Source organism: Bradyrhizobium ingae (assembly GCF_055791185.1).
In genome coordinates this window covers 21,722-47,810 of the sequence record NZ_JBVUBB010000034.1, presented here as the reverse complement: position 1 = coordinate 47,810, position 26,089 = coordinate 21,722, and the positions used below count along the sequence as shown (strand labels likewise).

The 26,089-nt window shown below is 64.7% G+C and carries 25 protein-coding genes; 9 read left to right on the top strand and 16 right to left on the bottom strand.

The window, feature by feature from the left end; genetic code table 11:
• Positions 1–25: 25 nt before the first annotated feature.
• The 10 genes from ACV1FX_RS33060 to sdhC form a co-directional block, all read right to left on the bottom strand.
• Positions 26–1,978 carry an OmpA family protein gene (locus ACV1FX_RS33060; RefSeq protein ID WP_473121731.1) on the bottom strand — a complete coding sequence of 651 codons (1,953 nt, stop codon included), beginning with the start codon at positions 1,976–1,978 and terminating at the stop codon, positions 26–28.
• A 164-nt stretch (positions 1,979–2,142) separates the two neighbouring features.
• Positions 2,143–2,430, bottom strand: a complete 288-nt coding sequence (locus tag ACV1FX_RS33055; protein ID WP_473121730.1) for a hypothetical protein — start codon at positions 2,428–2,430, stop codon at positions 2,143–2,145.
• 87 nt (positions 2,431–2,517) lie between these two features.
• Positions 2,518–2,904: a VOC family protein gene (locus tag ACV1FX_RS33050; protein WP_473121729.1), complete on the bottom strand. Its 387-nt coding sequence runs from the start codon at positions 2,902–2,904 to the stop codon at positions 2,518–2,520.
• A 24-nt stretch (positions 2,905–2,928) separates the two neighbouring features.
• Positions 2,929–3,753, bottom strand: a complete 825-nt coding sequence (locus tag ACV1FX_RS33045) for an FkbM family methyltransferase (protein WP_473121728.1) — start codon at positions 3,751–3,753, stop codon at positions 2,929–2,931.
• A gap of 263 nt (positions 3,754–4,016) precedes the next feature.
• Positions 4,017–5,975, bottom strand: coding sequence for an ABC transporter ATP-binding protein/permease (locus tag ACV1FX_RS33040; RefSeq protein ID WP_473121727.1), 1,959 nt, complete (start codon positions 5,973–5,975; stop codon positions 4,017–4,019).
• A gap of 58 nt (positions 5,976–6,033) precedes the next feature.
• Positions 6,034–8,172: an ATP-binding protein gene (locus ACV1FX_RS33035; RefSeq protein WP_473121726.1), complete on the bottom strand. Its 2,139-nt coding sequence runs from the start codon at positions 8,170–8,172 to the stop codon at positions 6,034–6,036.
• Between the two features lie 194 nt (positions 8,173–8,366).
• Entirely contained in the window at positions 8,367–9,149 is a 783-nt protein-coding gene (locus ACV1FX_RS33030; protein WP_473121725.1) for a succinate dehydrogenase iron-sulfur subunit, read from the bottom strand.
• Between the two features lie 130 nt (positions 9,150–9,279).
• A complete protein-coding gene (gene sdhA, locus ACV1FX_RS33025) occupies positions 9,280–11,130 on the bottom strand; it encodes a succinate dehydrogenase flavoprotein subunit (RefSeq protein ID WP_473121724.1) in 1,851 nt (616 codons plus the stop codon).
• 3 nt (positions 11,131–11,133) lie between these two features.
• Positions 11,134–11,538, bottom strand: coding sequence for a succinate dehydrogenase, hydrophobic membrane anchor protein (gene sdhD / locus ACV1FX_RS33020; RefSeq protein ID WP_473121723.1), 405 nt, complete (start codon positions 11,536–11,538; stop codon positions 11,134–11,136).
• On the bottom strand, positions 11,535–11,933 hold the full coding sequence (sdhC, locus tag ACV1FX_RS33015; RefSeq protein WP_473121722.1) for a succinate dehydrogenase, cytochrome b556 subunit: 399 nt from the start codon (positions 11,931–11,933) through the stop codon (positions 11,535–11,537). Before sdhC ends, sdhD begins: the two co-directional genes overlap by 4 nt.
• A gap of 524 nt (positions 11,934–12,457) precedes the next feature.
• On the opposite strand from sdhC, the gene ACV1FX_RS33010 reads away from it, so the two are divergent.
• Positions 12,458–13,318 (top strand): sulfite exporter TauE/SafE family protein, encoded by an 861-nt coding sequence (locus ACV1FX_RS33010; RefSeq protein WP_473121721.1) that lies wholly within the window; start codon positions 12,458–12,460, stop codon positions 13,316–13,318.
• Positions 13,319–13,419: 101 nt separating this feature from the next.
• On the opposite strand, the gene ACV1FX_RS33005 is transcribed toward ACV1FX_RS33010, so the two are convergent.
• Together ACV1FX_RS33005 and ACV1FX_RS33000 are read right to left on the bottom strand one after the other, a co-directional pair.
• Positions 13,420–13,926, bottom strand: coding sequence for a DUF3658 domain-containing protein (locus tag ACV1FX_RS33005; RefSeq protein ID WP_473121720.1), 507 nt, complete (start codon positions 13,924–13,926; stop codon positions 13,420–13,422).
• Between the two features lie 29 nt (positions 13,927–13,955).
• The gene (locus ACV1FX_RS33000) at positions 13,956–15,485 is read right to left on the bottom strand and encodes a malonate--CoA ligase (RefSeq protein WP_473121719.1); all 1,530 of its coding nucleotides are present in this window, start codon (positions 15,483–15,485) and stop codon (positions 13,956–13,958) included.
• An 85-nt stretch (positions 15,486–15,570) separates the two neighbouring features.
• Between ACV1FX_RS33000 and ACV1FX_RS32995 the strand changes: the two genes are divergently transcribed.
• From ACV1FX_RS32995 to ACV1FX_RS32980, 4 genes are all read left to right on the top strand, one after another.
• Positions 15,571–16,332 carry an SDR family oxidoreductase gene (locus ACV1FX_RS32995; RefSeq protein ID WP_473121718.1) on the top strand — a complete coding sequence of 254 codons (762 nt, stop codon included), beginning with the start codon at positions 15,571–15,573 and terminating at the stop codon, positions 16,330–16,332.
• Positions 16,333–16,587: 255 nt separating this feature from the next.
• Positions 16,588–17,142, top strand: coding sequence for a fasciclin domain-containing protein (locus tag ACV1FX_RS32990; RefSeq protein ID WP_473121717.1), 555 nt, complete (start codon positions 16,588–16,590; stop codon positions 17,140–17,142).
• A 182-nt stretch (positions 17,143–17,324) separates the two neighbouring features.
• Entirely contained in the window at positions 17,325–17,954 is a 630-nt protein-coding gene (locus ACV1FX_RS32985; RefSeq protein ID WP_473121716.1) for a cytochrome b/b6 domain-containing protein, read from the top strand.
• Between the two features lie 14 nt (positions 17,955–17,968).
• Positions 17,969–18,751 carry a molybdopterin-binding protein gene (locus ACV1FX_RS32980; protein WP_473121715.1) on the top strand — a complete coding sequence of 261 codons (783 nt, stop codon included), beginning with the start codon at positions 17,969–17,971 and terminating at the stop codon, positions 18,749–18,751.
• Between the two features lie 55 nt (positions 18,752–18,806).
• Here ACV1FX_RS32980 and ACV1FX_RS32975 read toward each other — a convergent pair whose 3' ends face one another.
• Positions 18,807–20,030, bottom strand: a complete 1,224-nt coding sequence (locus tag ACV1FX_RS32975; protein ID WP_473121714.1) for a YbfB/YjiJ family MFS transporter — start codon at positions 20,028–20,030, stop codon at positions 18,807–18,809.
• 132 nt (positions 20,031–20,162) lie between these two features.
• Between ACV1FX_RS32975 and leuB the strand changes: the two genes are divergently transcribed.
• Positions 20,163–21,275 carry a 3-isopropylmalate dehydrogenase gene (leuB, locus tag ACV1FX_RS32970; RefSeq protein WP_473121713.1) on the top strand — a complete coding sequence of 371 codons (1,113 nt, stop codon included), beginning with the start codon at positions 20,163–20,165 and terminating at the stop codon, positions 21,273–21,275.
• A gap of 155 nt (positions 21,276–21,430) precedes the next feature.
• Here the strand turns inward: leuB and ACV1FX_RS32965 are convergent, their stop codons facing one another.
• Positions 21,431–21,817, bottom strand: a complete 387-nt coding sequence (locus tag ACV1FX_RS32965; protein ID WP_473121712.1) for a hypothetical protein — start codon at positions 21,815–21,817, stop codon at positions 21,431–21,433.
• Between the two features lie 167 nt (positions 21,818–21,984).
• Positions 21,985–22,767, bottom strand: coding sequence for a hypothetical protein (locus ACV1FX_RS32960; protein ID WP_473121711.1), 783 nt, complete (start codon positions 22,765–22,767; stop codon positions 21,985–21,987).
• Between the two features lie 116 nt (positions 22,768–22,883).
• Between ACV1FX_RS32960 and ACV1FX_RS32955 the strand changes: the two genes are divergently transcribed.
• Positions 22,884–23,918: an aspartate-semialdehyde dehydrogenase gene (locus tag ACV1FX_RS32955; RefSeq protein WP_473121710.1), complete on the top strand. Its 1,035-nt coding sequence runs from the start codon at positions 22,884–22,886 to the stop codon at positions 23,916–23,918.
• A 129-nt stretch (positions 23,919–24,047) separates the two neighbouring features.
• On the opposite strand, the gene ACV1FX_RS32950 is transcribed toward ACV1FX_RS32955, so the two are convergent.
• On the bottom strand, positions 24,048–24,692 hold the full coding sequence (locus ACV1FX_RS32950; RefSeq protein ID WP_473121709.1) for a carbonic anhydrase: 645 nt from the start codon (positions 24,690–24,692) through the stop codon (positions 24,048–24,050).
• 106 nt (positions 24,693–24,798) lie between these two features.
• On the opposite strand from ACV1FX_RS32950, the gene ACV1FX_RS32945 reads away from it, so the two are divergent.
• On the top strand, positions 24,799–25,680 hold the full coding sequence (locus tag ACV1FX_RS32945) for an HpcH/HpaI aldolase/citrate lyase family protein (RefSeq protein ID WP_473121708.1): 882 nt from the start codon (positions 24,799–24,801) through the stop codon (positions 25,678–25,680).
• Between the two features lie 39 nt (positions 25,681–25,719).
• Complete coding sequence (locus ACV1FX_RS32940; protein WP_473121707.1) at positions 25,720–25,950, top strand: hypothetical protein; 231 nt, start codon at positions 25,720–25,722, stop codon at positions 25,948–25,950.
• Positions 25,951–26,089: the final 139 nt, after the last annotated feature.

The following is a 26,089-nucleotide window of genomic DNA, read 5'->3' as shown; positions in this document are numbered from 1 at the left end:
CGGCCATTTTCTCTTTGCGATGTTCTTACTGCCGCGGCGGGGGTGCCGCGTTGGCCTGGCCGCCGTTGAGCAGCGGGGTGATGCGGCGGACGGTGACGCGGCGGTTGATGAGGCTCGGGCCGTCCGTCTGCTCCTTCAGGTACTGCTTGCCGTAGCCCTGCGAGGTCAGGTTCTCGGCCGGCACACCGAACTGCTGGGTCAGCAATTCGGCCGCTGCCTGCGCCCGGCGATCGGACAACGACAGATTGTCGACGTCGTTGCCGACCGCATCGGTGTGGCCCTCGATCAGGAACACTTCTTGCGGGTTGGCCTGGATCGCCTGGTTGATACCGTCGGCGATCACCTGAAGCCGCGCCGCCTGGTCCGGCGGAATGGTCCACGATCCCGTCTCGAAGTTGATCGAGTTGACGTCGATGCTCGGCATCTGCATGCGAACATTGGGGCTGTAGCGGATCTCGTCGAGCGAGTAGCGCCGATCGATCCGCTGTACCGGTGGGGCCCGCATCGTCTCGTAGATCACCTGCGGCGATGCCTCCTGGGCGTCGACGATGTAGCGATCGTAGGGGATGCTGACCACCGGCGGCGGCACGTCGACATAGAAGCCGCCGACCGCCCGCGGATCGCGATAGGTGTTGTCGATGATCACGATTTCGCGTCCACGCGTGTCTCTGCGGATTCGCCGCAGCAGCGAACCGTCCGGACCGACCACGGTGATCACCTCGGTGCCATCAGGACGGATCACGACCGTGCGGGTTTCGCCGCCGACCGTCTCGGTGCGGATGTCGCGGGCGCCGTAGCGGAAGCGATAGAGGTCGTTGCCGCGGACATATTCCTGACCGCTGGGGTCGCGGATGATGATGCGGTCCGGCTCGGTGTAGATGGTGCGGCCGCCTTCGACGACCTCGTGCCGCTGATTGCGATAGTCGGCGATGGTGGCGCCGATCACCGCTCCGGCGACCACGCCTGCACCGATCGCGAGCGGCGTCAGGTCACGCTGCGGCGGACGCGGCGGAGGCGGCAGCGGTGCTGCGACCGTGGGCGCGACCCGGAAGGCCGGCGCCACCGTCGGCGGAGCGTATTGCGCCCGGTTGGGCGGCGGGGCTGCGGCTGGCGAGCCAGGGACGACAGTCGGCGCCGCGGCGCCGGCAGGAGCTGCGGGCCGGGCCGGGGCGCCCGCCTGTGGCGCAGGCGGAGTTGCGGCAGCGGGCGCGCCCGCAGGCGGTGTGGCTGCAGGAGGCGTCGCACCCTGACGTCCGGGTGCCGGCGCCACGGCGCCGCCCGGCGCTGGCGTAACGGTTGGCGCCGGCGTGACGGCCGGTGCGGGCGCAGGCCCGCCCGGTCGGACAGACGGCGGCGCGCCGGGAGCGGGCGTTGCCGCGGGTGCAGGCGTGCCTGTCGGGGCCGGACGGGCGTTGGGTGCGGCCGGCGTCGGCGCGGGTGATGCCGCAGGCGCCGGCGTTGGCGCGACCCGTGCTGGAGGTGCCGCCGGGGGAGTTGGTGCCGGCGTCGGGGCAACCCGGGACGGCGCCGCCGCAGGCGGCGGGGGTGGCGGCGTGGGCGTGCGCGTCGGCTGCGCAGCAGCGGGCGGCGTCGGCGGCTTGGGCGCAGCAGGCGGCGGCGTGGGTGCCGGAGGGGCCTGATGCGTGGCCGGCGGAGGAGGTGGCGTCGTCGGCCGTGACGGTGCAGGCGCGGCCGACGGTGGTGTCGGGACATGCGGAGGCGCAGCCGTCGGCGGCGGCGTGCTGGGCCGCGCAGGTGCTGCAGGCGGCGGGGTCGGTGCGGGGCGAGCGGCCGGCGGTTGTTGCGGCGCTGCCTTCGGCTGCTCCCGCGAGGGCTGCTTCGGTTTTCCGTCAGGGCCGACTTCGCCCTGCGCCTGTGCGGTCACGATGGGTGCGCTTTGCGCATGCGATGCGGAGCTTGCGAATGGCATCGCGGTCAGAGCCGTCGTGGCAAGCAGCACGAAGCGAAATTGAGTCATGTGGTGGGATCCTAGGGAAGGTTCTTGCAGAGGAAGTTCTGGAACGGAAGTTCTTGGAACGTCAGTGTTGCGATCAACGGATACGCGTTAGGCCGGATTGTGGCGGGCGAAGCAGCCGCGTCTCGATTTATTTCTGCATGCAAATCACTTCAGAACATCGACGTTCATTGCGCATTCAGGCCCATCTTGCAATCGCCTCGGAGGCGAGGTTGCGACAAATTCGTGTCCGTCGCTGGATTGGGCGTGCGCGGCGCGCTCGGTCCGCGCGATGGAATCTCGTCCGGCCTCTTGCCCGGCAGCTCGTCGGGCCGCGGTGATTCGCCGGGCTCGCGCACCGGTGGCGTTATATCCGGCTGCGGATTTCCCGGCGGCATTTCCGGCGGCATTTCCGGCGGCGGCTCGCTCGGTGTGCCCGGTGTTGCTGGCGGAATCTCCGGGGGCTCGATCGGCATCATCCATCATCGACATGTCGTTGCTCGAAAGACGACAACGTTGCCGGTGCGTCGATGTTCCCCATGCAACATGACGACGGAACAGGCTCACTCCGGCGCATGACAGACAGCTTCGATGTTGTGGCCATCGGGATCGAGCACGAACGCGCCGTAGTAAGTCGGATGATAATGCGCGCGAATGCCCGGCGGTCCATTGTCGCGTCCGCCGGCGGCGATGGCCGCCTTGTAGAATGCATCCACCGTGGCGCGATTCTTGGCGAGAATCGCGACATGGACCGGCTTGTTCAACGCGCCTTCGCCGCCGATCCAGAAGTCCGGCTTGCCGTCGGCGCCAAAGCCCGCGGCGGGATCGTGGCCGGTCTGCTCCTGCGTGACCTCCATGATCAGGCTGTAGCCGAGCGGCGCCAGCGCCTTGGTGTAGAACGCCTTGGCACGCTCATAGTCGGAAACCGGAAAGCCCATGTGGTCGATCATCGGATTCTCCGTCGTTGATTATCGTCAGCGCGACAGGAAGGTGTTGCTCCGCGTTCTGCGCGTAACGGCAAAGCCGCGCGCGACCATGTCTGCAATACAATCCTCACGCCATTCGTTTTGTGACAGATGCTCGATCACGACAGCGCGGGGCCATAGCGATTGCGGCGCATCGCGGAAGAAGCCGATCAGCACGCGGTCCTCGAAGCCTTCGACGTCGATCTTGAGGGCATCGACCGTCGTGGCGCCGGACTCTTCGAGAATGCGTATCAGTCGCAACGACGGCACTTTGATGGCCTTCGCGGTCGCAGTGCCCGTCACGACATGACTGGCGCCGAGATTGTCGCCGTCGGTCTCGATCAGCAGCTCGCCATCGGCTTCGCCTGCCGCCGCCTGCACGAGGCGGACCTGCGTCGATTGTGAGGCCGTGTTGTTGAACGACAGCCGCGCGAAGGTCATCGGATGCGGCTCGATCGCAATGACCTTGCCTTGCGCGCCGACGTGGCGCGCCATCACCAGCGCGAAGGTGCCGACATTGGCGCCGACGTCGACGAACACGCCGCCTGGCGGCGTGTGCTGGCGCAGGAAGTCGAGCTCGTCGAGATTATAGTCGGGATTGAACAGCGCGCCGCGCTCGGTCGCGCTCGCCTGGTGATGGAAGCGGAACGATGCGCCCTGATATTGCACGTCGACGGGACCGGTACGCAGCAAATTGACCAACCGCGACAGCCACGGGCGGAATGCGCCGCGCTTCAGCCCGGATCGGTGCGCAAGCGAAATGATCGCGGCCTGCGCCGCATTGGGCGCGAACGCGCCGAATGGCGCGGGCGTGGTGTCGGTGTCGGGCGTCAAGCAGAAGTCCTCGTTGCAAGCGGCGCATGCATAGCCGGTTTCGCCAGCAACTCCAATGTTCGATCCTGGCCACAATCTCAGTGCCGTCACGGCCTAGAGCATGATCCGGAAAAGTGTGAAGCGGTTTTCCGAAAAGATCATGCTCAAACAATAACCTAAAGCGCGATGACGATTCATCCTGATCTCATCGCGCTTTAGTTGCGCAATTGCGCACCAGGCCGGGACGACGAAGACAGAATCCTCCTCGGTGCGTGCCTACGGTGTCAGACCGCCTTTTTTGGTGCCGGCTTTCGCTGACGCAGGAAACGGCCGAGCAGTCTTCGCCGGCCCTTGCGCGGGACGAGGTCGACGTCGCTGACGAGCTTTGCGCCGCCTTTGCGCCGCTCGAGCACGATCTTGCGACTGTGGAAGGCTTCGAGCTCGGCGCGATGCGCGACGCTGACGATGGTCGCCTTCGGCAGTTCGTCCGTAATCATCTTCATCATGCTGTCCTGACTCTTTTCGTCGAGTGCCGACGTCGCCTCGTCGAGCACGACGATATCTGGCTGGTGCAGGAGCAGGCGTGCGAAAGCGAGGCGCTGCTTCTCGCCGCCGGACAGCGTCTGATCCCATGGTCCCTCTTCCTCGATCTTCTGCTTGAGATGGTCGAGCCCGACCTTGTGCAGAGCCTCGCCGATCTCCTCGACCGCCCAGTCCTCCGCCGCGCCGGGATAGGCGACCGCACGGCGCAGACTGCCTGATGGCACATAGGGCCGCTGCGGCAGCATGAACAGCCGTCGGTCGGGATGGAGATTGACGCTGCCGCCACCCCATGGCCACAGGCCTGCGATCGCGCGCACCAGCGTGCTCTTTCCGGTGCCGGATTCGCCGGCCACCAGCAGCCGCTCGCCGGGCTCGATCACCACCTCGGTTTCGCCGACCACGGCGGTGCCGTCGTCCAGCGTGACGGAAAGATCGCGCAATTCGAGCATCGCATCGTTTCCGGTTTCGCCACGCTTGATGCGGCCGAGGCCGTCGCCCTGCTCGGCGCGCTCGAGCCCATCGAGCGACATCATCAGCGAGGCGATGCGGCGCGCGCATGCATTCCAGTCGGCGAGCCGCGGATAATTGTCGACCAGCCAGCCGAACGCGCTCTGCACGATGGTGAAGGCGGAGGCCGCCTGCATCACCTGTCCCAGCGTCATGCTACCGTCGAGGAATTTTGGTGCGCAGAGCAAGAGAGGGACCACGGGAGCAACGAGGCTCGAGCCCTGCGAGACCAGCGTCGTGCGCATATGCTGGCCGGCAAGGCGCGCCCATTGCTGGAGCACGTTGGTGAAGTTGCGGTCGATGCCCTCGCGCTCCTCGTCTTCGCCGCCGAGCAGGGCGATGCTCTCGCCGTTCTCGCGCACGCGCGTGAGGGTATAGCGGAAGTCGGCTTCCGCCTGGTTCTTGTCCTCGGAGACTTGCACGAAGCGCCGGCCGATCACCAGGATCGAGCTGGATGCGATTGCGGCGTAGAGGATCGCGGCGACGACCAGGAAGCCGGGAATGGTGAGCGACGATCCGCCGATCGTGACGGTGAGCGCGCCGCCGATGGTCCAGAGCACAACGATGAAGGTCGCGGCCGACAATAGCGCCGAGGTGACGCCGGCAAGGAAGTCGACCGGCGAATCCGTTGCGATTCGCAAATCCTCGGCGATCCGGTATTCGGGATTGTCGTGATCGCCGCTGACGAGATTGAGCTGGTAATAGCGGCCGCTCGCCAGCCAGCGCGTCAGCACGCTGGCGGTGAGCCATGCGCGCCAGCGACGCTGGATGCGCATGCGCGCGAACACCTGCGCGACGCCGAGCACGATGCTGCCGATCGCAAGCGGGAAGAACACGGCCGTGAGATGGAAGACGGTCGCCGCATCCCGCTTCTCGATCGCATCGAAGATCGCGCGGTTCCAGACGTTGATGCCGTATTGAAATCCGACCGTCGCGACGATCAGCACGACGAGGCCGATCGAAAACGGCCAGGCCAGCCTGTCGCCGTTGCGTCCCCAAAAACCCCTGGCGGTGATCCAGAAGCGCGTCAGCAGATAGTCCTTGCGCGCCTGCTCGACCTCCTCGGGCGAAAGCTCTGCGTCGGGTTCGAGCACCTCCGGCGGGGGCGGGGCAATCTGCTCGCCGCTTTCACCGACGATGTCGACAATGGGCGGCTTCCCGCCCTTTTCACGTTTTGCGGACGGCGTTTGCATCGCCGGAACAACGCGAGGGAAATCAGCCGGTTCCCTCGCTGTTCCCCGTTAAAGCGATTCACTCCGCAGCGCCGTCCCGCACCCGGCGCAGCCGTGCGGCCTTGTACAGCACGCGCGACAGCGCCTCGATCGAGTAGGGCTTTTGCAGAAGCTCGAAGCCGAAACTGCCATCCTGCGCCAGCACCTGGCTGTAGCCGCTGGTGAGCACGATCGGCACGTCGATGCCGCGGTCGCGGATCGCGTGCGCGAGATCGAGCCCGGTCATGCCGGGCATCACCACGTCGGAGAACACGACGTCGAAGCGATCCGCGTCCGCCATCAGCTCGGCGAGGGCGTCATTGGCATTGTCGACCAACGTGACGCTGTAACCGAGCTCGGTGAGCCCGTCGGCGGCGAAATTGGCCACCTCGATATTGTCCTCGACGACCAGTACCGACATGCCGCTGCCGGCCATTGCGGGCGCGGTGTCGGGCGCCTGCCGCTGTGGCAGCACCTCGGCGGGCACGCGCGGCAGGTAGAGCATGAAAGTGCTGCCGCGGCCGACCTCGCTTGCAACCGTCACCTCGCCGCCGGATTGCTTGACGAAGCCGAACACCTGCGACAGGCCAAGCCCGGTGCCTTGCCCGATCTGCTTGGTGGTGAAGAACGGCTCGAAGATGCGGCCGAGCTGGCTCGCGGGAATGCCGGACCCGGTGTCGGTGACCGTGACCGTGATGAAGCCATGGCTGCCGACCAGGTGTGCCAGGCTGTCGGGAACAGCCGACGCGGCCTCCACTGTGAACGTGATCCTGCCGCGGCCCTGCATCGCATCGCGCGCATTGACCGCCATGTTGAACAGCGCCGTCTCGAACTGGCCGGCATCGGCGTTGACGAGAAAGGACTCCGCCGGCAGCCGCATCACGATCTCGATGGCCGGTCCCGTCAGCGTGGCGATCATGTCGCGCAGCGACTGCACGCGTGCGCCGACGTCGAACACCTCGGGCTTCAGCGTCTGCCGCCGCGCGAAGGCCAGCAGCTGCGAGGTCAGCTTCGCGGCGCGCGCGACGGCCTCGGTGATGGCGTTGATGTAGCGCTGCCGCCGCTCATCCGATAATTGCGGCCGGTTCAACAAGTCGATGGAGGCGCGGATCACGGTGAGGAGGTTGTTGAAGTCGTGCGCTACGCCGCCGGTGAGCTGTCCGAGCGCCTCGAGGCGCTGGCTGTGCTTGAGCGCCTCCTCGGCGTCGCGCCGACGCGCCGCTTCGGCCTGGAGGTTCTGCGTGCGCCGGAATGCCAGCGCGAGGATGAAAAAGAGCAGGGCCGTGGCAGGCAGGCCGAAGATCAGATGCTGGCCCATGGTGGCGAGCCAGCGCGAACGGATCGCCGAGGTCTCGAGCCCCGCGCTCACATAGATCGGATATTCGGCGACGCGCTTATAGCCGATGCGCCGCTCGATGCCGTCGGCGGGCCAGGCGATCGTCATCAGCCCGTGCTCCGGGCTCAGCGCGATCTTCCGGCCGACCGGCCCGCTCGGATCGAGCCGCACGTCGTGGTCGAGGTGCGGATAATGCGCGAGCAGGACGCCATCGGTCCGCCCCATCGCGAAGAAGCTGCCGGGATCGCTGCCGATGCGTGCATAGAAGCTCTCGAAATATTCAGGAAACACCGAGGCCTGGATCACGCCGATGAAGCTGCCGTCGTCGGAATCGCGGCGCCGGCTCACGCCGAAGAAACGGGCACCCTGGTAGGGCTGACGCGGTGTCAGCGGCGTGCCGATGAATGTGCCGACGGTCTGGTCGACATGGACGTTGAAGTAATCGCGGTCGGCAAAGCTCAGCTGTGGCGCCGGATACAGGAGGCTGTTGACCAGCGCGTGGCCCTGCGCGTCGAAGATCCAGGCGGACTTGAGCTGCGGCAGCGAATCGGTCAGCCGTTTCAGGCGCCGGTGCAGCGCCTCCTCGCGCGACCGGATCGCATCGTCCGAAAGTCCGCGCACCACCTCGTTGAGCTCGGCCAGGCTCCGGTCGATGGTTTCGAACACCTTGAGCGCATGCTCATGGGCGACGTCGAGCGTGCGCTCGATCTCGCGATCGGCGATGTCGTTGGTCGAATGATAGGAGATCGCCGAGGCGATGATGAACAGCGCAATCGGCAGCGCCAGGGATGCCGCCATCATCCACTGCAGCAGTTTCAACGAATTGCGTTGCGCGCCCTGCACAGTCGCTCCTGACCCGGAACGAAGCTTACTTGAATTTCCCGCAGGGAAGGAAGTGGCTTGTGATGGGAACCTTTGGTTGCGTCAGGCGCGTCTCCGCCCGCGAAAGGTGCGCCGGTGGCAATCACAGGATAAGCTACCATAGGTAGCAACGCCGCCCCGACCGTGACGGCCGGGGCCGATGCACAAAATTTCGCTTAAACTTGCCGCTCGACGAGCTTTAGCTTCAGCTCGGCAATCGCTTCTGCGGGGTTGAGGCCCTTCGGGCAGGCCTTGGCGCAGTTCATGATGGTGTGGCAGCGATAGAGCCGGAACGGGTCCTCGAGATTGTCGAGCCGCTCGCCAGTCGCTTCGTCACGCGAATCGGTCACCCAGCGATTGGCCTGGAGCAGCGCGGCAGGGCCGAGATAACGCTCGCTATTCCACCAATAGCTCGGGCAGGAGGTCGAGCAGCAGGCGCAGAGGATGCACTCATAGAGGCCGTCGAGCTTCTCGCGGTCCTCGTGGCTCTGGCGCCATTCCTTCTGCGGCGTCGGCGAAGTGGTCTTCAGCCAGGGCTCGACGGAAGCGTATTGCGCGTAGAAGTTGGTGAGGTCGGGGACGAGGTCCTTCACCACCGGCTGGTGCGGCAGCGGGTTGATCTTCACCGCGCCTTCCTTCACGTCGTGCATCGAGCGGGTGCAGGCCAGCGTGTTCTGGCCGTCGATGTTCATGGCGCAGGAGCCGCAGACGCCCTCGCGGCAGGAGCGGCGGAAGGTCAGCGACGGATCGATGTGGTTCTTGATCCAGATCAGGCCGTCCAGCACCATCGGACCGCAGTCGTTGGTGTCGACATAATAGGTGTCGACGCTCGGGTTCTTGCCGTCGTCCGGATTCCAGCGATAGACGCGAAATTCACGCAGGCTCGTTGCGCCCGCGGGCTTCGGCCAGGTCTTGCCGCCTGATATCTTCGAGTTCTTCGGAAGTGCGAATTCAACCATTAGTCCAGCCTCTGGTTCTCCGCGTCATTGCCGGGCTCAAGCGCGAAGCGCCTCTTCACCCAAAAGTCCGGCAATCCATCCTCTCGGGAAGATGGATGCGCGGGTCAAGCCCGCGCATGACGAGTGGTGATCAGTACACACGCGCCTTCGGCGGGATGTACTGCACGTCATTGGTCATGGTGTAGTTGTGCACCGGGCGGTAGTCGATCGTCACCTTGGCGGCGTCGTCGAGCCAGGCCAGCGTGTGCTTCATCCAGTTCTTGTCGTCACGTTCAGAATAGTCCTCGCGGGCATGCGCGCCGCGGCTCTCGGTGCGGTTGGCGGCCGAGTTCATCGTCACCACCGCCTGCGAGATCAGGTTGTCGAACTCGAGCGTCTCGACGAGGTCCGAATTCCACACCAGCGAGCGGTCGGACACGGCGATGTCGGTGATGCCGCTGTGGACCTTCTGGATCAGATTCTGGCCTTCGCTCAGGACCTCGCCGGTGCGGAACACGGCGCAATTGTTCTGCATCACGTGCTGCATGCCCTCGCGCAGCTTCGCGGTCGGTGTGCCGCCTGAGGCGTAGCGGTAATGGTCGAGGCGGCCGAGCGACTGCTCGGCCGAGTTCGCCGGCAGCTCCGGCTGCTTGCCGTTGGCTGTGAGCTTTTCGGCGCAGCGCAACGCTGCGGCGCGGCCGAACACCACGAGGTCGATCAGCGAGTTGGAGCCGAGACGGTTGGCGCCGTGCACGGAGACGCAGGCCGCTTCGCCGATCGCCATCAGGCCCGGGATCACGGCGTTGTCGTCGCCGTCCCTCTTCGTCAGCACCTCGCCGTGATAATTCGTGGGGATGCCGCCCATGTTGTAGTGCACGGTCGGCACGATCGGGATCGGCTCGCGCGTCACGTCGACATTGGCGAAGATCTTCGCCGACTCGGAAATTCCCGGCAGCCGCTCGGCCAGCACGGCTGGGTCGAGATGGTCGAGGTGCAGGAAGATGTGATCCTTCTTCTTGCCGACGCCGCGGCCCTCGCGGATCTCGATGGTCATCGCGCGCGAGACGACGTCGCGCGAGGCGAGATCCTTGGCCGACGGCGCGTAGCGCTCCATGAAGCGCTCGCCTTCGGAGTTGACGAGATAGCCGCCTTCGCCGCGCGCGCCTTCGGTGACGAGACAGCCCGAGCCGTAAATGCCGGTCGGGTGGAACTGCACGAACTCCATGTCCTGCAGCGGCAGGCCGGCGCGCAGCACCATGCCGCCGCCGTCGCCGGTGCAGGTATGGGCCGAGGTGCAGGAGGCATAGGCGCGGCCGTAGCCGCCGGTCGCCAAAATCGTGGTCTGGGCACGGAAGCGATGCAGCGTGCCGTCATCGAGCTTCAGCGCGATCACACCGCGGCAGGCGCCCTGGTCGTCCATGATCAGGTCGATGGCGAAGAACTCGATGAAGAATTCCGCAGCGTGCCGCAGCGACTGGCCGTACATCGTGTGCAGCATGGCGTGACCGGTGCGGTCGGCCGCGGCGCACGTGCGCTGCGCCTGGCTCTTGCCGAATTCCGTGGTCATGCCGCCGAACGGGCGCTGGTAGATCTTGCCGTCCTCGGTGCGCGAGAACGGCACGCCCCAATGCTCGAGCTCGTAGACCGCCTCGGGCGCGTGGCGCACCATGTATTCGATCGCGTCCTGGTCGCCGAGCCAATCCGACCCCTTCACGGTGTCGTACATGTGCCAGCGCCAGTCGTCCTTGTGCATGTTGCCGAGCGAAGCGGAAATGCCGCCCTGCGCCGCGACGGTGTGCGAGCGGGTCGGAAACACCTTGGTGATGCAGGCCGTGCGCAGGCCCGCCTCGCTGCAGCCGACGACGGCGCGCAGGCCCGCGCCACCCGCGCCGACGACGACGACGTCATAGGTGTGGTCTTCGATCGGATAGGCTTTTCCGTTGGTGGCGGGAGCGCCGTTGCCCTTGCCATTCGTGGTGCCGGCCGATGTTCCGGTAGCCATGGGTTACACTCCGGATGACAGCTTGAGGATCGCGTAGGTCGAGGCGAGCGCCACCGCGATCGAGAAGAAGTTGTTGAGCATGACCGCAACGAGCTTCACCTTCTCGTTGTGGACGTAATCCTCGATCACGACCTGCATGCCGATCTTCATGTGCCAGGCGCTGGCGAAGATGAAGAGCAGGAGGATCAGCGCGATCGGCAGCGAGCCGAGAATCTGCGCAGCGCCGGCCTGGTTGCGGCCGAGCAGCATCATGACCACGACGATCACGGGCAGCATCAGCAGCACCATCGCAACGCCGGTGAGGCGCTGGCGCCAGAAGTCGGACGTGCCGGAATGCGCGGCGCCGAGATTGCGGACGCGGCCGAGCGGCGTGCGCATGCTGCGCTTGGGCGTCTCGGTCGTGCTCATCGTCCGCCTCCGATCGCGTAGGCAATGATCCAGATCAGGACAGTGAGCGCGACGCCGCCGATCAGCGCCCCCCAGGTGAGCGCCTCGCGCTCATTGGCCTTGAAGCCATAGCCGAGGTCCCAAAAGAAATGCCTGATGCCGCTCAACATATGGTGCATCAGCGCCCAGGTGTAACCGAACACGATCAGCCGGCCGAAGAAACTGCCGGTGAAGGCCTGCACATGGGAATACGCCGCCGGTCCCGAGGCTGCCGCGATCAGCCACCAGGCCAGCAGCAGGGTTCCGACATAGAGCGCGATACCGGTGGCGCGGTGGACGATGGACAGCGCCATCGTCAGCGTCCAGCGGTAGACTTGCAGGTGAGGTGAAAGCGGTCGTTCGATCCGTGCGGTCATGGCGGCTTTGATGCTTTGTTGCGGCCCAGCATGGGGCGCGCGGGGATCGCGAAAGGTCGGCCCTATTTACGGAGTCGAATCTATCCGCGCAATCACCAAATCGCCATAAAGCGAACCGGCGTTCAGCACTACAGCCTTGATGAAACAAGGCCAATCAGAGGCTTGGTATACCAGCTCCATGTCGACCAAACAAGATATGAATATATATTCCTATCTTCAATGGACAAACGAGGCGCATTGAAATTGCTATTGGAACGCCTCTAAACCATCATCCACCGACGACGGTTCGAGCCTACGGGCCCCCTCTCGCCCATGAGGGCGCGTGACCCGGCCAAGACGCCTCGGGCTGCCTATCGCCACGCTCAAATCCGCGCGGGCTCGGGATATGCGCGTCCCGCATTCCACCCCAGCCGGGAGGCGCGGCATGTCGACCGGGGGAGGCAGATCGCCTACAGCACTGCGAAGAGCTCTCTTCGAGCAGGCGAATCGGGAAAGTTACGACCAGTCGGCGGGGCAGGTCAGGGGTGATTGCAGGTCTCGATATCAAGGAAATCGTCGAGCTGGCGCTGCTGCTCATCGCGGTCGGCGCGCTCTCCGGCTTTCTCGCCGGCGTATTCGGCATCGGCGGCGGGGCGATTCTGGTCCCCGTGTTCTATGAATGCTTCCGCATCGCCGGCGTGCCGCTGGAGGTGCGGATGCCGCTCTGCGTCGGCACCTCGCTGGCGGTGATCATCCCGACCTCGATCCGCTCGTTCCAGGCACACTACAAGCGAGGCGCGGTCGACATGACGATCCTGCGCGTCTGGTGGCTGCCGATCGTCATTGGTGTCATCGCCGGCAGCCTGGTCGCGCGTTTCGCGCCGGAGCGGCTGTTCAAGATCATCTTCGTCGCCGTCGCTTATTCCGCAGCGGCGCGGCTGATCTTCGCGCGCGAGACCTGGAAGTTCGGCGACGACCTGCCGAAGGGTTTTCTGATGCGTGCCTATGGTTTCGTGGTCGGCATCCTCTCGACCCTGATGGGCATCGGCGGCGGCCTGTTCTCCAACCTGCTGATGACGTTCTACGGCCGTCCGATCCATCAGGCGGTCGCGACGTCATCGGCGCTCGCGGTGCTGATCTCAATCCCCGGCGCCCTCGGCTACATCTATGCCGGCTGGCCGGCGGCCGCGCGTTTTCCCGAGGTCGCAGCGCTACAAATTCCGTTCGCGCTCGGCTTTGTCTCGCTGATAGGCGCCGTGCTGGTGATGCCGATGAGCCTCGTCACCGCACCGCTCGGCGTGAAAGCCGCGCATGCAATGTCCAAGCGCACGCTCGAGACCGCGTTCGGCTGTTACCTCTTTATCGTAGGCAGCCGATTTGTGCTGAGCTTATTGAGTGGGCAGTGAACGTGTTGTCGTAGGGTGGGTTAGCGAAGCGTAACCCACCACTTGCGCGCCGCGCTGCTACGGAAGAGGTGGGTTACGCTACGCTAACCCACCCTACAGCTCTAGTTGATGGACCGGTCCTTCAATCTCACTTCGCTGCGGCCCCACATCTGAAGATCGCCTTGCGACTCCAAAAGGCCGGCTTCGACCAACGCCTGAATGCGAGCCGCAAACACTTCGAAATCGATAGCCGCGCCTAGCTCTCCCGCTTCGACTTTCTCGATCGCGCGGAAGAGGATCATCGCTACCTTCCGCCAACGCGTCTCCATGACAGAGAAAATGATTCGATCAATATCAGTCTCAAGCACAGACGACGGAAGTGAAACGTCTTCCCATCGCAGTGTGCTGTCGATCGTGGGAGGTGGTCCCGGCGGTTCGAGATCCGGAAACCGTTTGTAGATCAGCCGCAGAAGTTTGAAATGCAGATGGAAAACCGCCGTTACGAGCGGCTCCGCAAACAACTTTCGGCCGTCATCGCCAACATCGACTATCGCGGCTTCAGCCTGCCGGAATGCCGCCGCAGCATCGAGCAGGTGTTGGTGTATCTTTTTTGCTTGCTCTCGGTTCATGTCCCCCAGCCCCCCGGAGCATTGCGCTCCTACTTCTTCGCGTAAATATCCTTATACGTATCCCGCAGCACGTTCTTCTGCACCTTGCCCATCGTATTGCGCGGCAGCTCGTCGACCACGAACACCCGCTTGGGCATCTTGAACTTTGCCAGCCGCCCGTCGAGCGCCTTCAGCACCGAGGCTTCGCTGATTTCGGCGCCCTTGTTGCAGACCAGCACGGCGGTGACGCCCTCGCCGAAATCGGCATGCGGCACGCCGATCACGGCGGATTCGATCACACCCGGCATGGCGTCGATCTCGCTCTCGATTTCCTTGGGGTAGACGTTGAAGCCGCCGGAGATCACGAGATCCTTGCCACGGCCGAGGATGTGGACGTAGCCCTTCGCGTCGATCTTGCCGAGATCGCCGGTGATGAAGAAGCCGTCCGGGCGGAATTCGGACTTGGTCTTCTCCGGCATGCGCCAATAGCCCTTGAAGACGTTCGGCCCCTTCACCTCGATCATGCCGATCTCGTCACGCGGCAGCTCTTTGCCGGTCTCGGGATCGGTCACGCGGGCGGACACGCCGGGGAGTGGAAAGCCGACCGCGCCGGGCACGCGCTCGCCATCATACGGGTTCGACGTGTTCATGTTGGTCTCGGTCATGCCGTAGCGCTCGAGCACCGCATGGCCCGTTCGCGTCGACCATTCGCGATGGGTGTCGGCCAGCAGCGGCGCCGAGCCCGAGATGAACAGGCGCATGTGCTTCGTCGTCTCGCGCGACAGCGCCGAATTCTGAAGCAGGCGGGTATAGAACGTCGGCACGCCCATCAGCACGGTGGCGCGTGCCATCAGCTTGATGATCAGGTCCGGGTCCAGCTTCGGCAGGAAGATCATCGAGGCACGGGCGAACAGCGTGACGTTGGTCGCCACGAAGAGGCCGTGGGTGTGGTAGATCGGCAGCGCGTGGATCAGCACATCCTTGTCGGTGAAGCGCCAGTAGTCGACGAGGGTCAGCGAGTTCGAGGCGAGATTGTCGTGGGACAGCATCGCGCCCTTGGAACGGCCGGTGGTGCCCGACGTGTAAAGGATCGCGGCAAGATCATCGTTTGCGCGCGGCACGGTGGCGAAGTCGGCGCTCGCCTTGTCGGCGGCTTCCGTCAGCGAGCCCTTGCCGTCCGCGCCCAGCGTCTCGACCTTGGCCTTCACCTTGGCGGCGATCGCGGCGATGCCTTCGGCCTTGGAGGGGTCGCAGACCACGAGCGACGGCTCGGCATCGGTGATGAAGTAGTCGAGCTCGTTCAGCGTGTACGCCGTGTTGAGCGGCAGGTAGACGGCGCCGGCCCGCACGGTCGCCAGGTACAGCACGATGTTAGTGACGGATTTTTCGACCTGCACGGCGACGCGGTCGCCGGGTTTCACGCCGCGTTCGACCAGCACATTCGCCATCTTCCCCGCGCGCGCCACCAGCTCGCCATAGCTGATGCGGCCGCCATCCTGCGTCTCGATCGCCAGGCGGTTCGGATCATCGAGCTTGTCGAACAGGCGGGAAAACAGATTGGCGTTGGCAGCTTGGTTCATGCAACATTCCTCGACGGCAAAGACGGTCAAAACCGAGGGCTGGATTAGCAAAAACAGCCCCGATGAAGCAACGGAGACAGTTTGCATGACAAAAAATGGGAAACGCGTGGCCTGGATCACGGGCGGCGGCAGCGGGATCGGGGAGGCCGGCGCGGAGGCGCTCGCGGCCGACGGCTGGACGGTGGTGGTGTCCGGTCGGCGCAGGGAGGCGCTGGATGCCGTGGCGGCGAAGATCACCAAAGACGGCGGGGCGGCGGAGGCGATCGCGCTCGATGTCAGCGTTGCCGCAGATGTGCAGAGGGCGGCCGATGCGATTTTGGCGAAACATGGCCGCATCGACCTCCTGGTCAACAGCGCCGGCGTCAACGTGCCCAAGCGAAGCTGGAACGACATGGAACTGGAGGGCTGGGACCAGCTCGTCGAGATCAATCTCAACGGCGTGCTCTATTGCATGCGCGCGGTGCTGCCGGCGATGCGCAGGCAGCAGGACGGGTGCATCATCAACGTCTCGTCCTGGGCCGGCCGCCACGTCTCGAAGATGCCGGGCCCGGCCTACACCACGACCAAACATGCGGTGCTGGCACTGACCCATTCCTTCAACATGGACGAGTGCGTCAACGGCCTGCGCGCCTGCTGCCTGATGCCTGGCGAGGTCGCGACGCCGATCCTGAAATTGCGCCCGGTCGTGCCGAGCGAGGAGGAGCAGGCCAAAATGCTGCAATCCGAAGATCTCGGCCGCACCATCGCCTTCATCGCCTCCATGCCGCCGCGCGTCTGCATCAACGAGGTGCTGATCAGCCCGACCCACAATCGCGGGTTTATCCAGACGCCGCGAAGCAGGGATTGAGAGGCGCAGCTGCGTTCTCCGCTCGTCGTCCCGGGCTCGCGCTTTGCGCGCCCCGGGACGACGAGCTGAGGATGTGGCGCACTCACGCCCTCCACACGGAAACCCCCACCCAAAGTTTCACGCATCACAATAAATTATTCCCCGAAACCGCTCGCCGATTCCTCCCGTAGTTCGGCCCAACGACGGCGCCCCTACCTCACACCTGTCGCAGGCGCCGTTGTTGCAGGACTTCATCCAGATATCGGGAGACACTCCATGTCGAAGCGTATTGCCTATCTCGCCGCTGCTGCTTTCAGCGCACTCGCCATCACCGCGAACCTCGTCGCGCCGGTCAGCGCCGAGGAAAAGACCGTGATGGTCGGCGGCGCCGCGATGTTCCCCTCCAAGAACATCATCCAGAACGCCGTGAACTCCAAGGACCACACCACGCTGGTCGCTGCGGTGAAGGCCGCCGGCCTCGTGCAGACGCTGGAAGGCAAGGGCCCGTTCACGGTGTTCGCGCCGACCAACGCCGCGTTCGGCAAGCTGCCGGCCGGCACCGTCGACACGCTGGTCAAGCCCGAGAACAAGGCCACCCTGACCAAGATCCTCACCTACCATGTGGTGCCCGGCAAGCTCGAGGCCTCCGACCTCACCGACGGCAAGAAACTGAAGACCGCCGAAGGCGAGGAGCTGACGGTCAAGAAGATGGACGGCAAGACCTGGATCGTCGACGCCAAGGGCGGCACCTCGATGGTGACGATCACCAACGTCAACCAGTCGAACGGCGTCATCCATGTGGTCGACACCGTGCTGATGCCGGCGACGTAACACCGCACCAACCTGTTTCATCCCCCACAGGACGCGGCGAAACAAGCGAGCCGGGGTCCCCGGCTCGCTTTATTGTGACCACGATACCTTCGGGGTATCAAATCGATAGAAGCGAGGGCGTAACGAAACCCGAGTGGCTGGCGTATATTTGTTGTCACGCGATACCTGAGGACGGAACCATCATGTCGAGCCTAGCCGCAGCCGACGCTCCCATCAGCACCACCAAGGCCAGGGTCATCCAGCCTGGCTGGGTGAGGGTGATGCACTGGATCAACGCGCTGGCCATGATCCTGATGATCATGTCGGGCTGGCAGATCTACAACGCTTCGCCGCTGTTCAACTTCAGCTTCTCCCGCAACATAACGCTCGGCGGCTGGCTCGGCGGCGCGCTGCTCTGGCATTTCGCGGCGATGTGGCTGTTGATGATCAACGGGCTCGCTTATCTCATCACGGGTTTCGCCACCGGCCGCTTCGCCAGGAAGCTGCTGCCGATCACGCCGTCGGGCGTGCTCCGTGACGTCAGGGCGGCGTTGACCTTCAGGCTCGGCCATGACGATCTCACCGTCTACAATTACGTGCAACGGCTGCTCTATGCCGGCATCATCGTGGTCGGCGTGCTCATCGTGCTGTCGGGCCTGTCGATGTGGAAGCCGGTGCAGCTCTATTATCTGGTGATGCTGTTCGGCGACTATCCGACCGCGCGTTACGTTCACTTCTTCTGCATGGCCGCGATCTGCGCCTTCCTCGTGGTTCACGTCGCACTCGCGCTGCTCGTGCCGAAGAGCCTGCGTGCCATGATCATCGGGCGCTGAGAGGGAGAAGGAACATGGCCAAGCGTTCATTCCTGATCCCCGGCGTCGACAAGCGTCTGCTCGTCAAGGACTCGCTCAAGGTGATGCCGGATCTCACCCGCCGCCGCTTCATCACGGGTGGTGCGAGCTTGGGTGCGTTGACGCTGCTCACAGGCTGCGACGTCGTGGATTCATCATCGGCCGAGGAGATGCTCAAGCAGGTGTCGAAATTCAACGACGCCGTGCAGGCTTTCATCTTCAATCCGGACGCGCTGGCGCCGACCTTCCCGGAGAGCGCGATCACCAAGCCGTTCCCGTTCAATGGCTATTACGATCTCGACGAAGCGCCCGAGATCGCGGGGCCGGACTGGAAGCTCGAGGTGCGCGGCCTCGTCGACAACAAGAAATCCTGGACGCTGGACGAGCTCTATCAATTGCCACAGGTGACGCAGATTACGCGGCACATCTGCGTCGAGGGCTGGAGCGCGATCGGAAGCTGGACCGGCACGCCGCTGCGCGATTTCCTGAAACTGGTCGGCGCCGACACCCGCGCGAAATATGTCTGGTTCCAGTGCGCCGACAAGGACGGCTACAATTCGCCCCTGGATATGCGTAGCGCGCTGCATCCGCAGACGCAGATGACGTTCAAATTTGCGAATGAAATCCTGCCGCGCGCCTACGGCTATCCGATGAAGATCCGCGTGCCGACAAAGCTCGGGTTCAAGAGCCCGAAATACGTGGTCTCGATGGAGGTCACCAACGAGTACAAGGGCGGCTACTGGGAAGACCAGGGGTATAATTCGTTCAGCGGAAGCTGACGAATTCGTAGGGTGGGTTAGCCTTATCGTCGTCCTGGCTTTCGCCAGGACGACATCAATTGCGAGGCGCCACCTTCCGCTGGCACAGCGCCGCGACCGCGCCGAGCGCTAACAGCGCCGCTGAGACGTTCAGCGCATACGACAAACTTCCCAGCGCATCCGTGATCGCGCCGACCACGATCGGTCCGAGCGTCTGTCCGACGCCGAACGAGATCGTCATAGCCGCGATCGCGGTCGGCCACACCTGCGGCGGATAGTTGAAGCGCACGAAAGCGGTCGTCGAGCCGACCACGGCAAAGAACGCGACACCGAACACGACCGCCGAGATAGCAAGCCAGGCGGTCGAGCCTCCAAGGATCGGCAGTGCGGCGCCGAGCGCGTTGGTGCCGAGGATGATCGCGGTCGCGAGGCCGCCACGGTCGAGCGCGAGAACGCCGCGCCAGGCCCAGGGTGTCGCAAAAGCGCTGAGCCCGATCAGGCTCCAGAACGCGGCCTGTGCCGCGGCCCCGCCGCCGGCGTCGCGGACATAGGCGATCATGAAGGTCATGTAGGCGATGTAGCCCGCGCCGAACAGGAAGTAGCCGGCGAGATAGATCAGGATGGGTGGAAGCGCGAATGAGCCGTGCCCGGCATCGCTGAAGCGCGCCTTGCTCTCGATCCGGATCAAAAACAGCGGGATGGTCATGGCGGCCGAGAGCAGCGCCAGCGCCCACCACACGATCCACCACGAGCCCGGCCCGAACCATTGCAGCGCGAATGGTGCAATCAGCCCCGAGGCGAGGATGCCGATGCCGGGGCCCGCATAGAACAGGCTGAGCAGGAAATTGGCCCTTTCAGGGTGCGACTGCGCGATCGTCGCGGCCAGCGCGCCGCCGGCGACGAAGCCCGCCGCCGCACCCAGGCCCAGCACCAGCCGGGCCGTGCTGAGCGCGATGAAGTTCCCGGTCAGCGCGCAGACCGCCAGGGCCGCGACGCAGGCCAGCGTTCCGCCGCGGATCGCGGCCGCCCATCCGACCCGCTTGATCAGCCGCGAGGCCATCAGCGCGCCCGCGAGGTAGCCGACCGCGTTGATGGTGTTCATGAAACCGGCGGCCGAGTAGGACCAGTGCAGGCTGTCCCGCATGTCCGGCAGCACCAGAGCATAGGCAAAGCGGCCGATGCCGAGCCCGACCGTCGCCGCCAGCGACAGCGTCAGGATCAGCCGCGCGGGGCGCGCGTCGGGTGAGGGGCGGCGGTCTTGAGCAAGGCGATCTTGAGCGAGGCGGTCTTGGGCGTGCAAGGAATGCTCCGGCAAGGCGGATTGTGACAGGCCTCACCCGCCTTGCACAGCCGCGCCGTGGCAATGGTGTCTTGCCAAGTGCGCAACGCCGCTCTAGCACTCCGGCCAACCCCCGACCCAGAGGAACCGACCATGGCGACCCATAAACTGCTGCTGCTCCCCGGTGACGGCATTGGCCCCGAAGTAATGGGCGAGGTGAAGCGGCTGATCGACTGGATCAATTCAGCCGGGATCGCCAAGTTCGAGACCGACACCGGGCTTGTCGGCGGCGCTGCCTATGACGCGCACAAGGTATCGATCTCCGAGGGCGACATGGCCAAGGCCAAGGACGCCGACGCCGTCATCTTCGGTGCGGTCGGCGGCCCGAAGTGGGATGCCGTGCCCTACGAGGTGCGCCCCGAAGCCGGCCTGCTGCGGCTGCGCAAGGACCTCGCTTTGTTCGCCAACCTCCGTCCCGCCGTGTGTTATCCGGCGCTGGCCGACGCCTCGAGCCTGAAGCGTGAGGCCATCGAGGGCCTCGACATCGTGATCGTGCGCGAGCTCACCGGCGGCGTCTATTTCGGCGAGCCCAAGACCATCACCGATCTCGGCAACGGTCAGAAGCGTGCCATCGACACCCAGGTCTACGACACCTACGAGATCGAGCGCATCGCCCGCGTCGCCTTCGAGCTTGCCAAGAAGCGCAAGAACAAGGTGACGTCGATGGAGAAGCGCAACGTCATGAAGTCGGGCGTGCTCTGGAACGAGGTGGTCACGCAGGTCCACAAGCGCGAATACGCCGATGTGACGCTCGAGCATCAGCTCGCCGATTCCGGCGGCATGATGCTGGTGAAATGGCCCAAGCAGTTCGACGTCATCGTCACCGACAATCTGTTCGGCGACATGCTCTCCGACATCGCGGCGATGCTGACCGGCTCGCTCGGCATGCTGCCGTCGGCTTCGCTCGGCGAAGTGGACGTCAAGAGCAAGAAGCGCAAGGCGCTGTATGAGCCCGTGCACGGCTCGGCGCCCGACATCGCAGGCAAGGGCCTCGCCAACCCGATCGCGATGATCTCGTCCTTCGGCATGGCGCTGCGCTACTCATTCGATATGGGCGCGCTTTCCGACAAGGTCGACGCCGCGATCGCAGCGGTGCTGGCGAGCGGCCTGCGCACCGCCGACATCAAGTCGGAAGGCACCACCGCCGCCTCGACCACACAGATGGGCGAAGCGATTCTGAAGGAATTGCAGAAGCTGCACGCGTAACAACGGGCGCCGTCATTCCGGGATGGTGCGTTAGCACCAGACCCGGAATCTCGAGATTCCGGGTTCGGCTCTGCGAGCCGCCCCGGAATAACGCCTCCCCAAAAACAAAATGGCCGGGCAAATGCCCGGCCATTTCGATTCATGCGAAGCTGTTATTACCAGTACAGCGGGAACGCCCTCGGATAGCCGCCGACGTCGGCCGGTGTGCTGAGCGGCTGGCGATCGATCGGACGGTTGAGGTTCTCGCGCGCGAAGGTGGGATAGCCGATCTCCGGCGGGAAAGCGTAGTCGGAGAACTTGCGGTCGCCCGGGTTGACCTCGGTGCCGCCATCGAGCCAGGAGCGCTTGCTCACATAGATGCGGGTGCGCGGGCCCTGCTGATAGACGACGTTGGGGCCGCCGGGACCGTAATAGACCCGGCCGCGATCATCATAAGTGCGCTTGGTCTTGGCATCGGCCGAGGCGGTCAGGCCGATGGCGGCAACAGCGCCCGCTGCAAGCCACAGCGCCAATTTGTTTGCGGCAGAGAATTTCGAGCTCATCACGTCCCCTTCAGGCGGCAGGCCACCAATCGATTTCGCCTCATACTAGCCCGCCGGGGGTGGTTGCAACTAGGTCAATTGGGTCACACCGCGTCGGAATAATTGCCCCTGCGGCCAAAAGTTGCATGAAAACCAGCCACTTGCCAGCCGCTTCGCCCTCACGCGCGTCAAAGCGCGCCGCGCAGCTGCGCATTGTCGGCGCCCATCAGCCAGTCCGCGGAGGCGGGCGGGCCGCAAGCGCGGCGCTTCAGTTCGGCATGGGCGAAAAATTCGGCCAGCTTCGGCTCGTTGCCGGAGGTGAGCAGCGTGAGCCGGTTCAACGTGCAGGCGATCGCGGCGCGCCGGGTGGGCAACGTGTCGCCCTGGCACGACCAGCCGGAGATCTGAAGCAACGGCGCCTCGATCCGTTTGGCATAGCCAAGGCAGCCGGTGGCCTGCCCGCTGGGACGAAACAGGGCTATGGGGCCAAACTTGCTGTCGATGATTCCGGCTTCCTCGAGCGGCGTCGCCTGTCCAAGGCCCATCCGGGCCACCATGTTGGCCGGCGGGCGCACTGCCGGGTCGAACTCGCCGCCTGGGCGGTAGATTTCGAGCTCGGCGGCCGGCACCGGCGTATCGCCCACCCAGCGCATGACGTCCTTGCGGCCACCCTCGGGGTGCCGAAGGATGATGTAAGCATTTGTTTTATCGTTGGAATCGAGTCGGCTGACAGCAAAGGCCGGATGCGAGCGGTCGGCCACTTTCCAACCTGGCCGCTCGGCCGGATCGTCCTCAGGCAGGCTCAGCAACTGGCCGAGCGCGGCGAGGCCGAGCATGGCAAGCAGGGCCAGCGTCCCCACATAGGCGAACAGGCGCGCCAGCGTGCCGACGACCGCGTCGGTCGAGCCTAGGAGTGCCAGATGGATCCTGGTTCTGGGAAATGCGGCCGCGGGGGCCTGGTACGGCGGCATCCAATGCCTTCTGGCACGGTCAAACGTTGTCTTGAGGGCGGTTCTCGCATAGAAGCGCTGCTCTTCCTGGTTAAGCGCGCCGCTTCGGGAAGGCCTTTTTCATCGGAGAGTGAACGATGGGTTACAAAGTCGCAGTCGTCGGAGCGACCGGCAATGTCGGACGGGAAATGCTCAACATTCTCGATGAGCGCAAATTCCCCGCGGACGAGGTCGTGGCGCTGGCGTCACGCCGCAGCGTCGGTGTCGAGGTCTCCTATGGCGATCGGACCTTGAAGGTCAAAGCGCTCGAGCACTACGACTTCTCCGACATCGACATCTGCCTGATGTCGGCGGGCGGCTCGGTGTCGAAGGAATGGTCGCCGAAGATCGGCGCCGCCGGTGTGGTCGTCATCGACAACTCGTCCGCCTGGCGGATGGACCCGGACGTGCCGCTGATCGTGCCCGAGGTGAACGCCGATGCGACCAAGGGCTTTGCGAAGAAGAACATCATCGCCAACCCGAACTGCTCGACCGCGCAGCTCGTCGTCGCGCTGAAGCCGCTGCACGACAAGGCGACCATCAAGCGCGTCGTGGTCTCGACCTATCAATCGGTGTCGGGCGCGGGCAAGGACGCGATGGACGAATTGTTCTCGCAGACCAAGGCCGTCTACACCAATGACGAGCTGGTCGCGAAGAAATTCCCCAAGCGCATCGCCTTCAACGTCATCCCCCACATCGACGTCTTCATGGAGGATGGCTACACCAAGGAAGAGTGGAAGATGATGGCGGAGACCAAGAAGATCCTTGATCCCAAGATCAAGCTCTCCGCGACCTGCGTGCGCGTGCCGGTGTTCGTCGGCCATTCGGAAGCCGTCAACGTCGAGTTCGAGAACCCGCTGGCGCCGGACGAGGCGCGCGAGATCCTGCGCAAGGCGCCCGGCTGTCTCGTCATCGACAAGCAGGAGCCCGGCGGCTACGCCACGCCGTACGAGGCGGCCGGCGAGGACGCGACCTATATCAGCCGCATCCGCGAGGACGCCACCGTCGAGAACGGTCTCGCGTTCTGGTGCGTGTCGGACAATCTTCGCAAGGGCGCCGCGCTCAACGCCATCCAGATCGCCGAGGTCCTGATCAACCGCAAGCTGATCACGGCCAAGAAGAAGGCGGCGTAAGAGCGATCGAGATTTTGTAGGGTGGGCAAAGGCGCAACGCGCCGTGCCCACCACTTTTCTCGATGTCATCAGAACTGGTGGGCACGCTTCGCTTTGCCCACCCTACGAATTCTCGCCGCGTTGACGAACCTACGCCGCGTCCCGGACGCTCCTGAATTCCTTCGCGACCTTGTCCAGCACGAACAGCGATCCCTCCGCGACGCCGAAATAGGCGCCGTGGAGCTGCATCTGGCCGGTGTCGACCGCCTTGCGCACGAACGGGAAGGTCATGAGGTTTTCGAGGCTGCGGAACACCCCGGCCTTTTCGATGCGCTCGACGAACTGCGCCATGGTCTCGTGCTCGCGCTGTTCGACGAGCTCGCCGGGCTTGATGAACATCTGCATCCATTTGCCGATGAAATCGCCGGGGGTCAGCGGCTCGATCTTGTCGACGAAGGCGCGGATGCCGCCGCATTGCGCGTGCCCGAGCACCACGATGTGCTTCACCTTCAGCACCGTGACGGCATATTCCAGCGCCGCCGAGACGCCATGCGCATTCTCGTCGGGCTGATAGGTCGGCACCAGATTGGCGATGTTGCGGACGACGAAGAGTTCGCCCGGGCCGACGTCGAAAATCACTTCCGGCGAGACGCGGGAATCGCAACAGCCGATTACCATCACTTCCGGCGACTGCCCCTTCACCGATAGCTCGCGGTAGCGGCTCTGCTCGGCCGGCAGCCGCTGGGTGGCGAAGGCCTTGTAGCCTTGCAGCAAATGCTCAGGGAATGTGATCATGGCCTATGCCTAATCATATACCGCAGGGGTGAACAAGCCTTTCGAATAGGCAGGCCAGGTGCTATCGGCTCGGGAGAGAACACTTGAACTTCAAGGGAACGCTCGCATGACCCGCCCGCGCCGCAGCCATCTGTTCATGCCCGGCTCCAACCCCCGCGCGCTGGAGAAGGCCCGCATCCTGCCGGCCGACGGCCTGATCCTGGATCTTGAGGATTCCGTCGCCCCCGACGCCAAGGCGGTGGCGCGGGACCAGATCGCGGCTGCGATCGCAGCAAAAGGCTTCGGCAAGCGCGAGATCCTGATCCGCACCAACGGCCTCGATACGCCCTGGTGGGCCGATGACGTCGCGATGGCTGCCAAAGCTTCGCCCGATGGCATCCTGGTTCCAAAGGTCTCCAGCGTCGAGGATCTCGACACCATCGGCCGACGGCTGGCAGAGCTCGGCGCCCCGCCGAACGTCAAGGTCTGGGCCATGATCGAGACGGCGCGCGCGGTGCTGCATGCCGAGGAACTCTCCGCCGCCTCGCGTGATCCGAGCACGCGCCTCGTCGGCTTCGTGTTCGGGCCGAACGACATCTCCAGGGAGACGCGGATCAGGATGCTTGAGGGCCGCGCCGCGATGATCCCGATGATCACCCATTGCATCCTGGCGACGCGCGCGCACGGTCTCGAAATCCTCGACGGGCCCTATAGCGACATCAACAATTCGAGCGGCTTTGCCACCGAATGCGCGCAGGGGCGCGATCTCGGCTTCGATGGCAAGACACTGATCCATCCCTCGCAGATCGAAGCTTGCAACGCGATCTTCACGCCGCCGGAAGAGGAGGTCGCGCGCGCCCGAAAAATCATCGCCGCGTTCGCCTTGCCGGAGAACGTCTCGCGCGGCGCGATCCGGCTCGATGGTGCGATGGTCGAGCGCCTGCACGCCGACATGGCGCGGCGCACGATCGCGATCGCGGATGCGATCGCGGCGATGAGCAAAGGCTGAGTCCGCCCTTCCGACGCCTGGCAGCCGGGCAACGCGGCGATGATCACCTGTTCGGAATGCGCTCAGGGAGTGTTTGCGGTCGCTGCGTTCCCGGCCGATTTGGCCCAGGTCGGCTTGACCCCGGCCGACTTGACCCCGGCCGACCTGGCCTCGGTGGGCGCGCTGCCGGTGGACGAACCGTCGGTGGACGTGCCACCGGGCGCTGATGTGGCCGTCGCCACCCATGCCAGCCGGCCGGACCACCCCAGCCCATGCCGCGCCGCCAATTGAAGCCGCATCGGTACCAGCCGCCGCCACGCCATCCGCCGTTGTACCAACAGTAACGGTGGCCTCTCCAGGTGAACTGGACTGTGTCCGTCAGGCGAAGCTGATCGGCAACCTCGCGCGCGCCCAGGGGGGCGATCAGGCT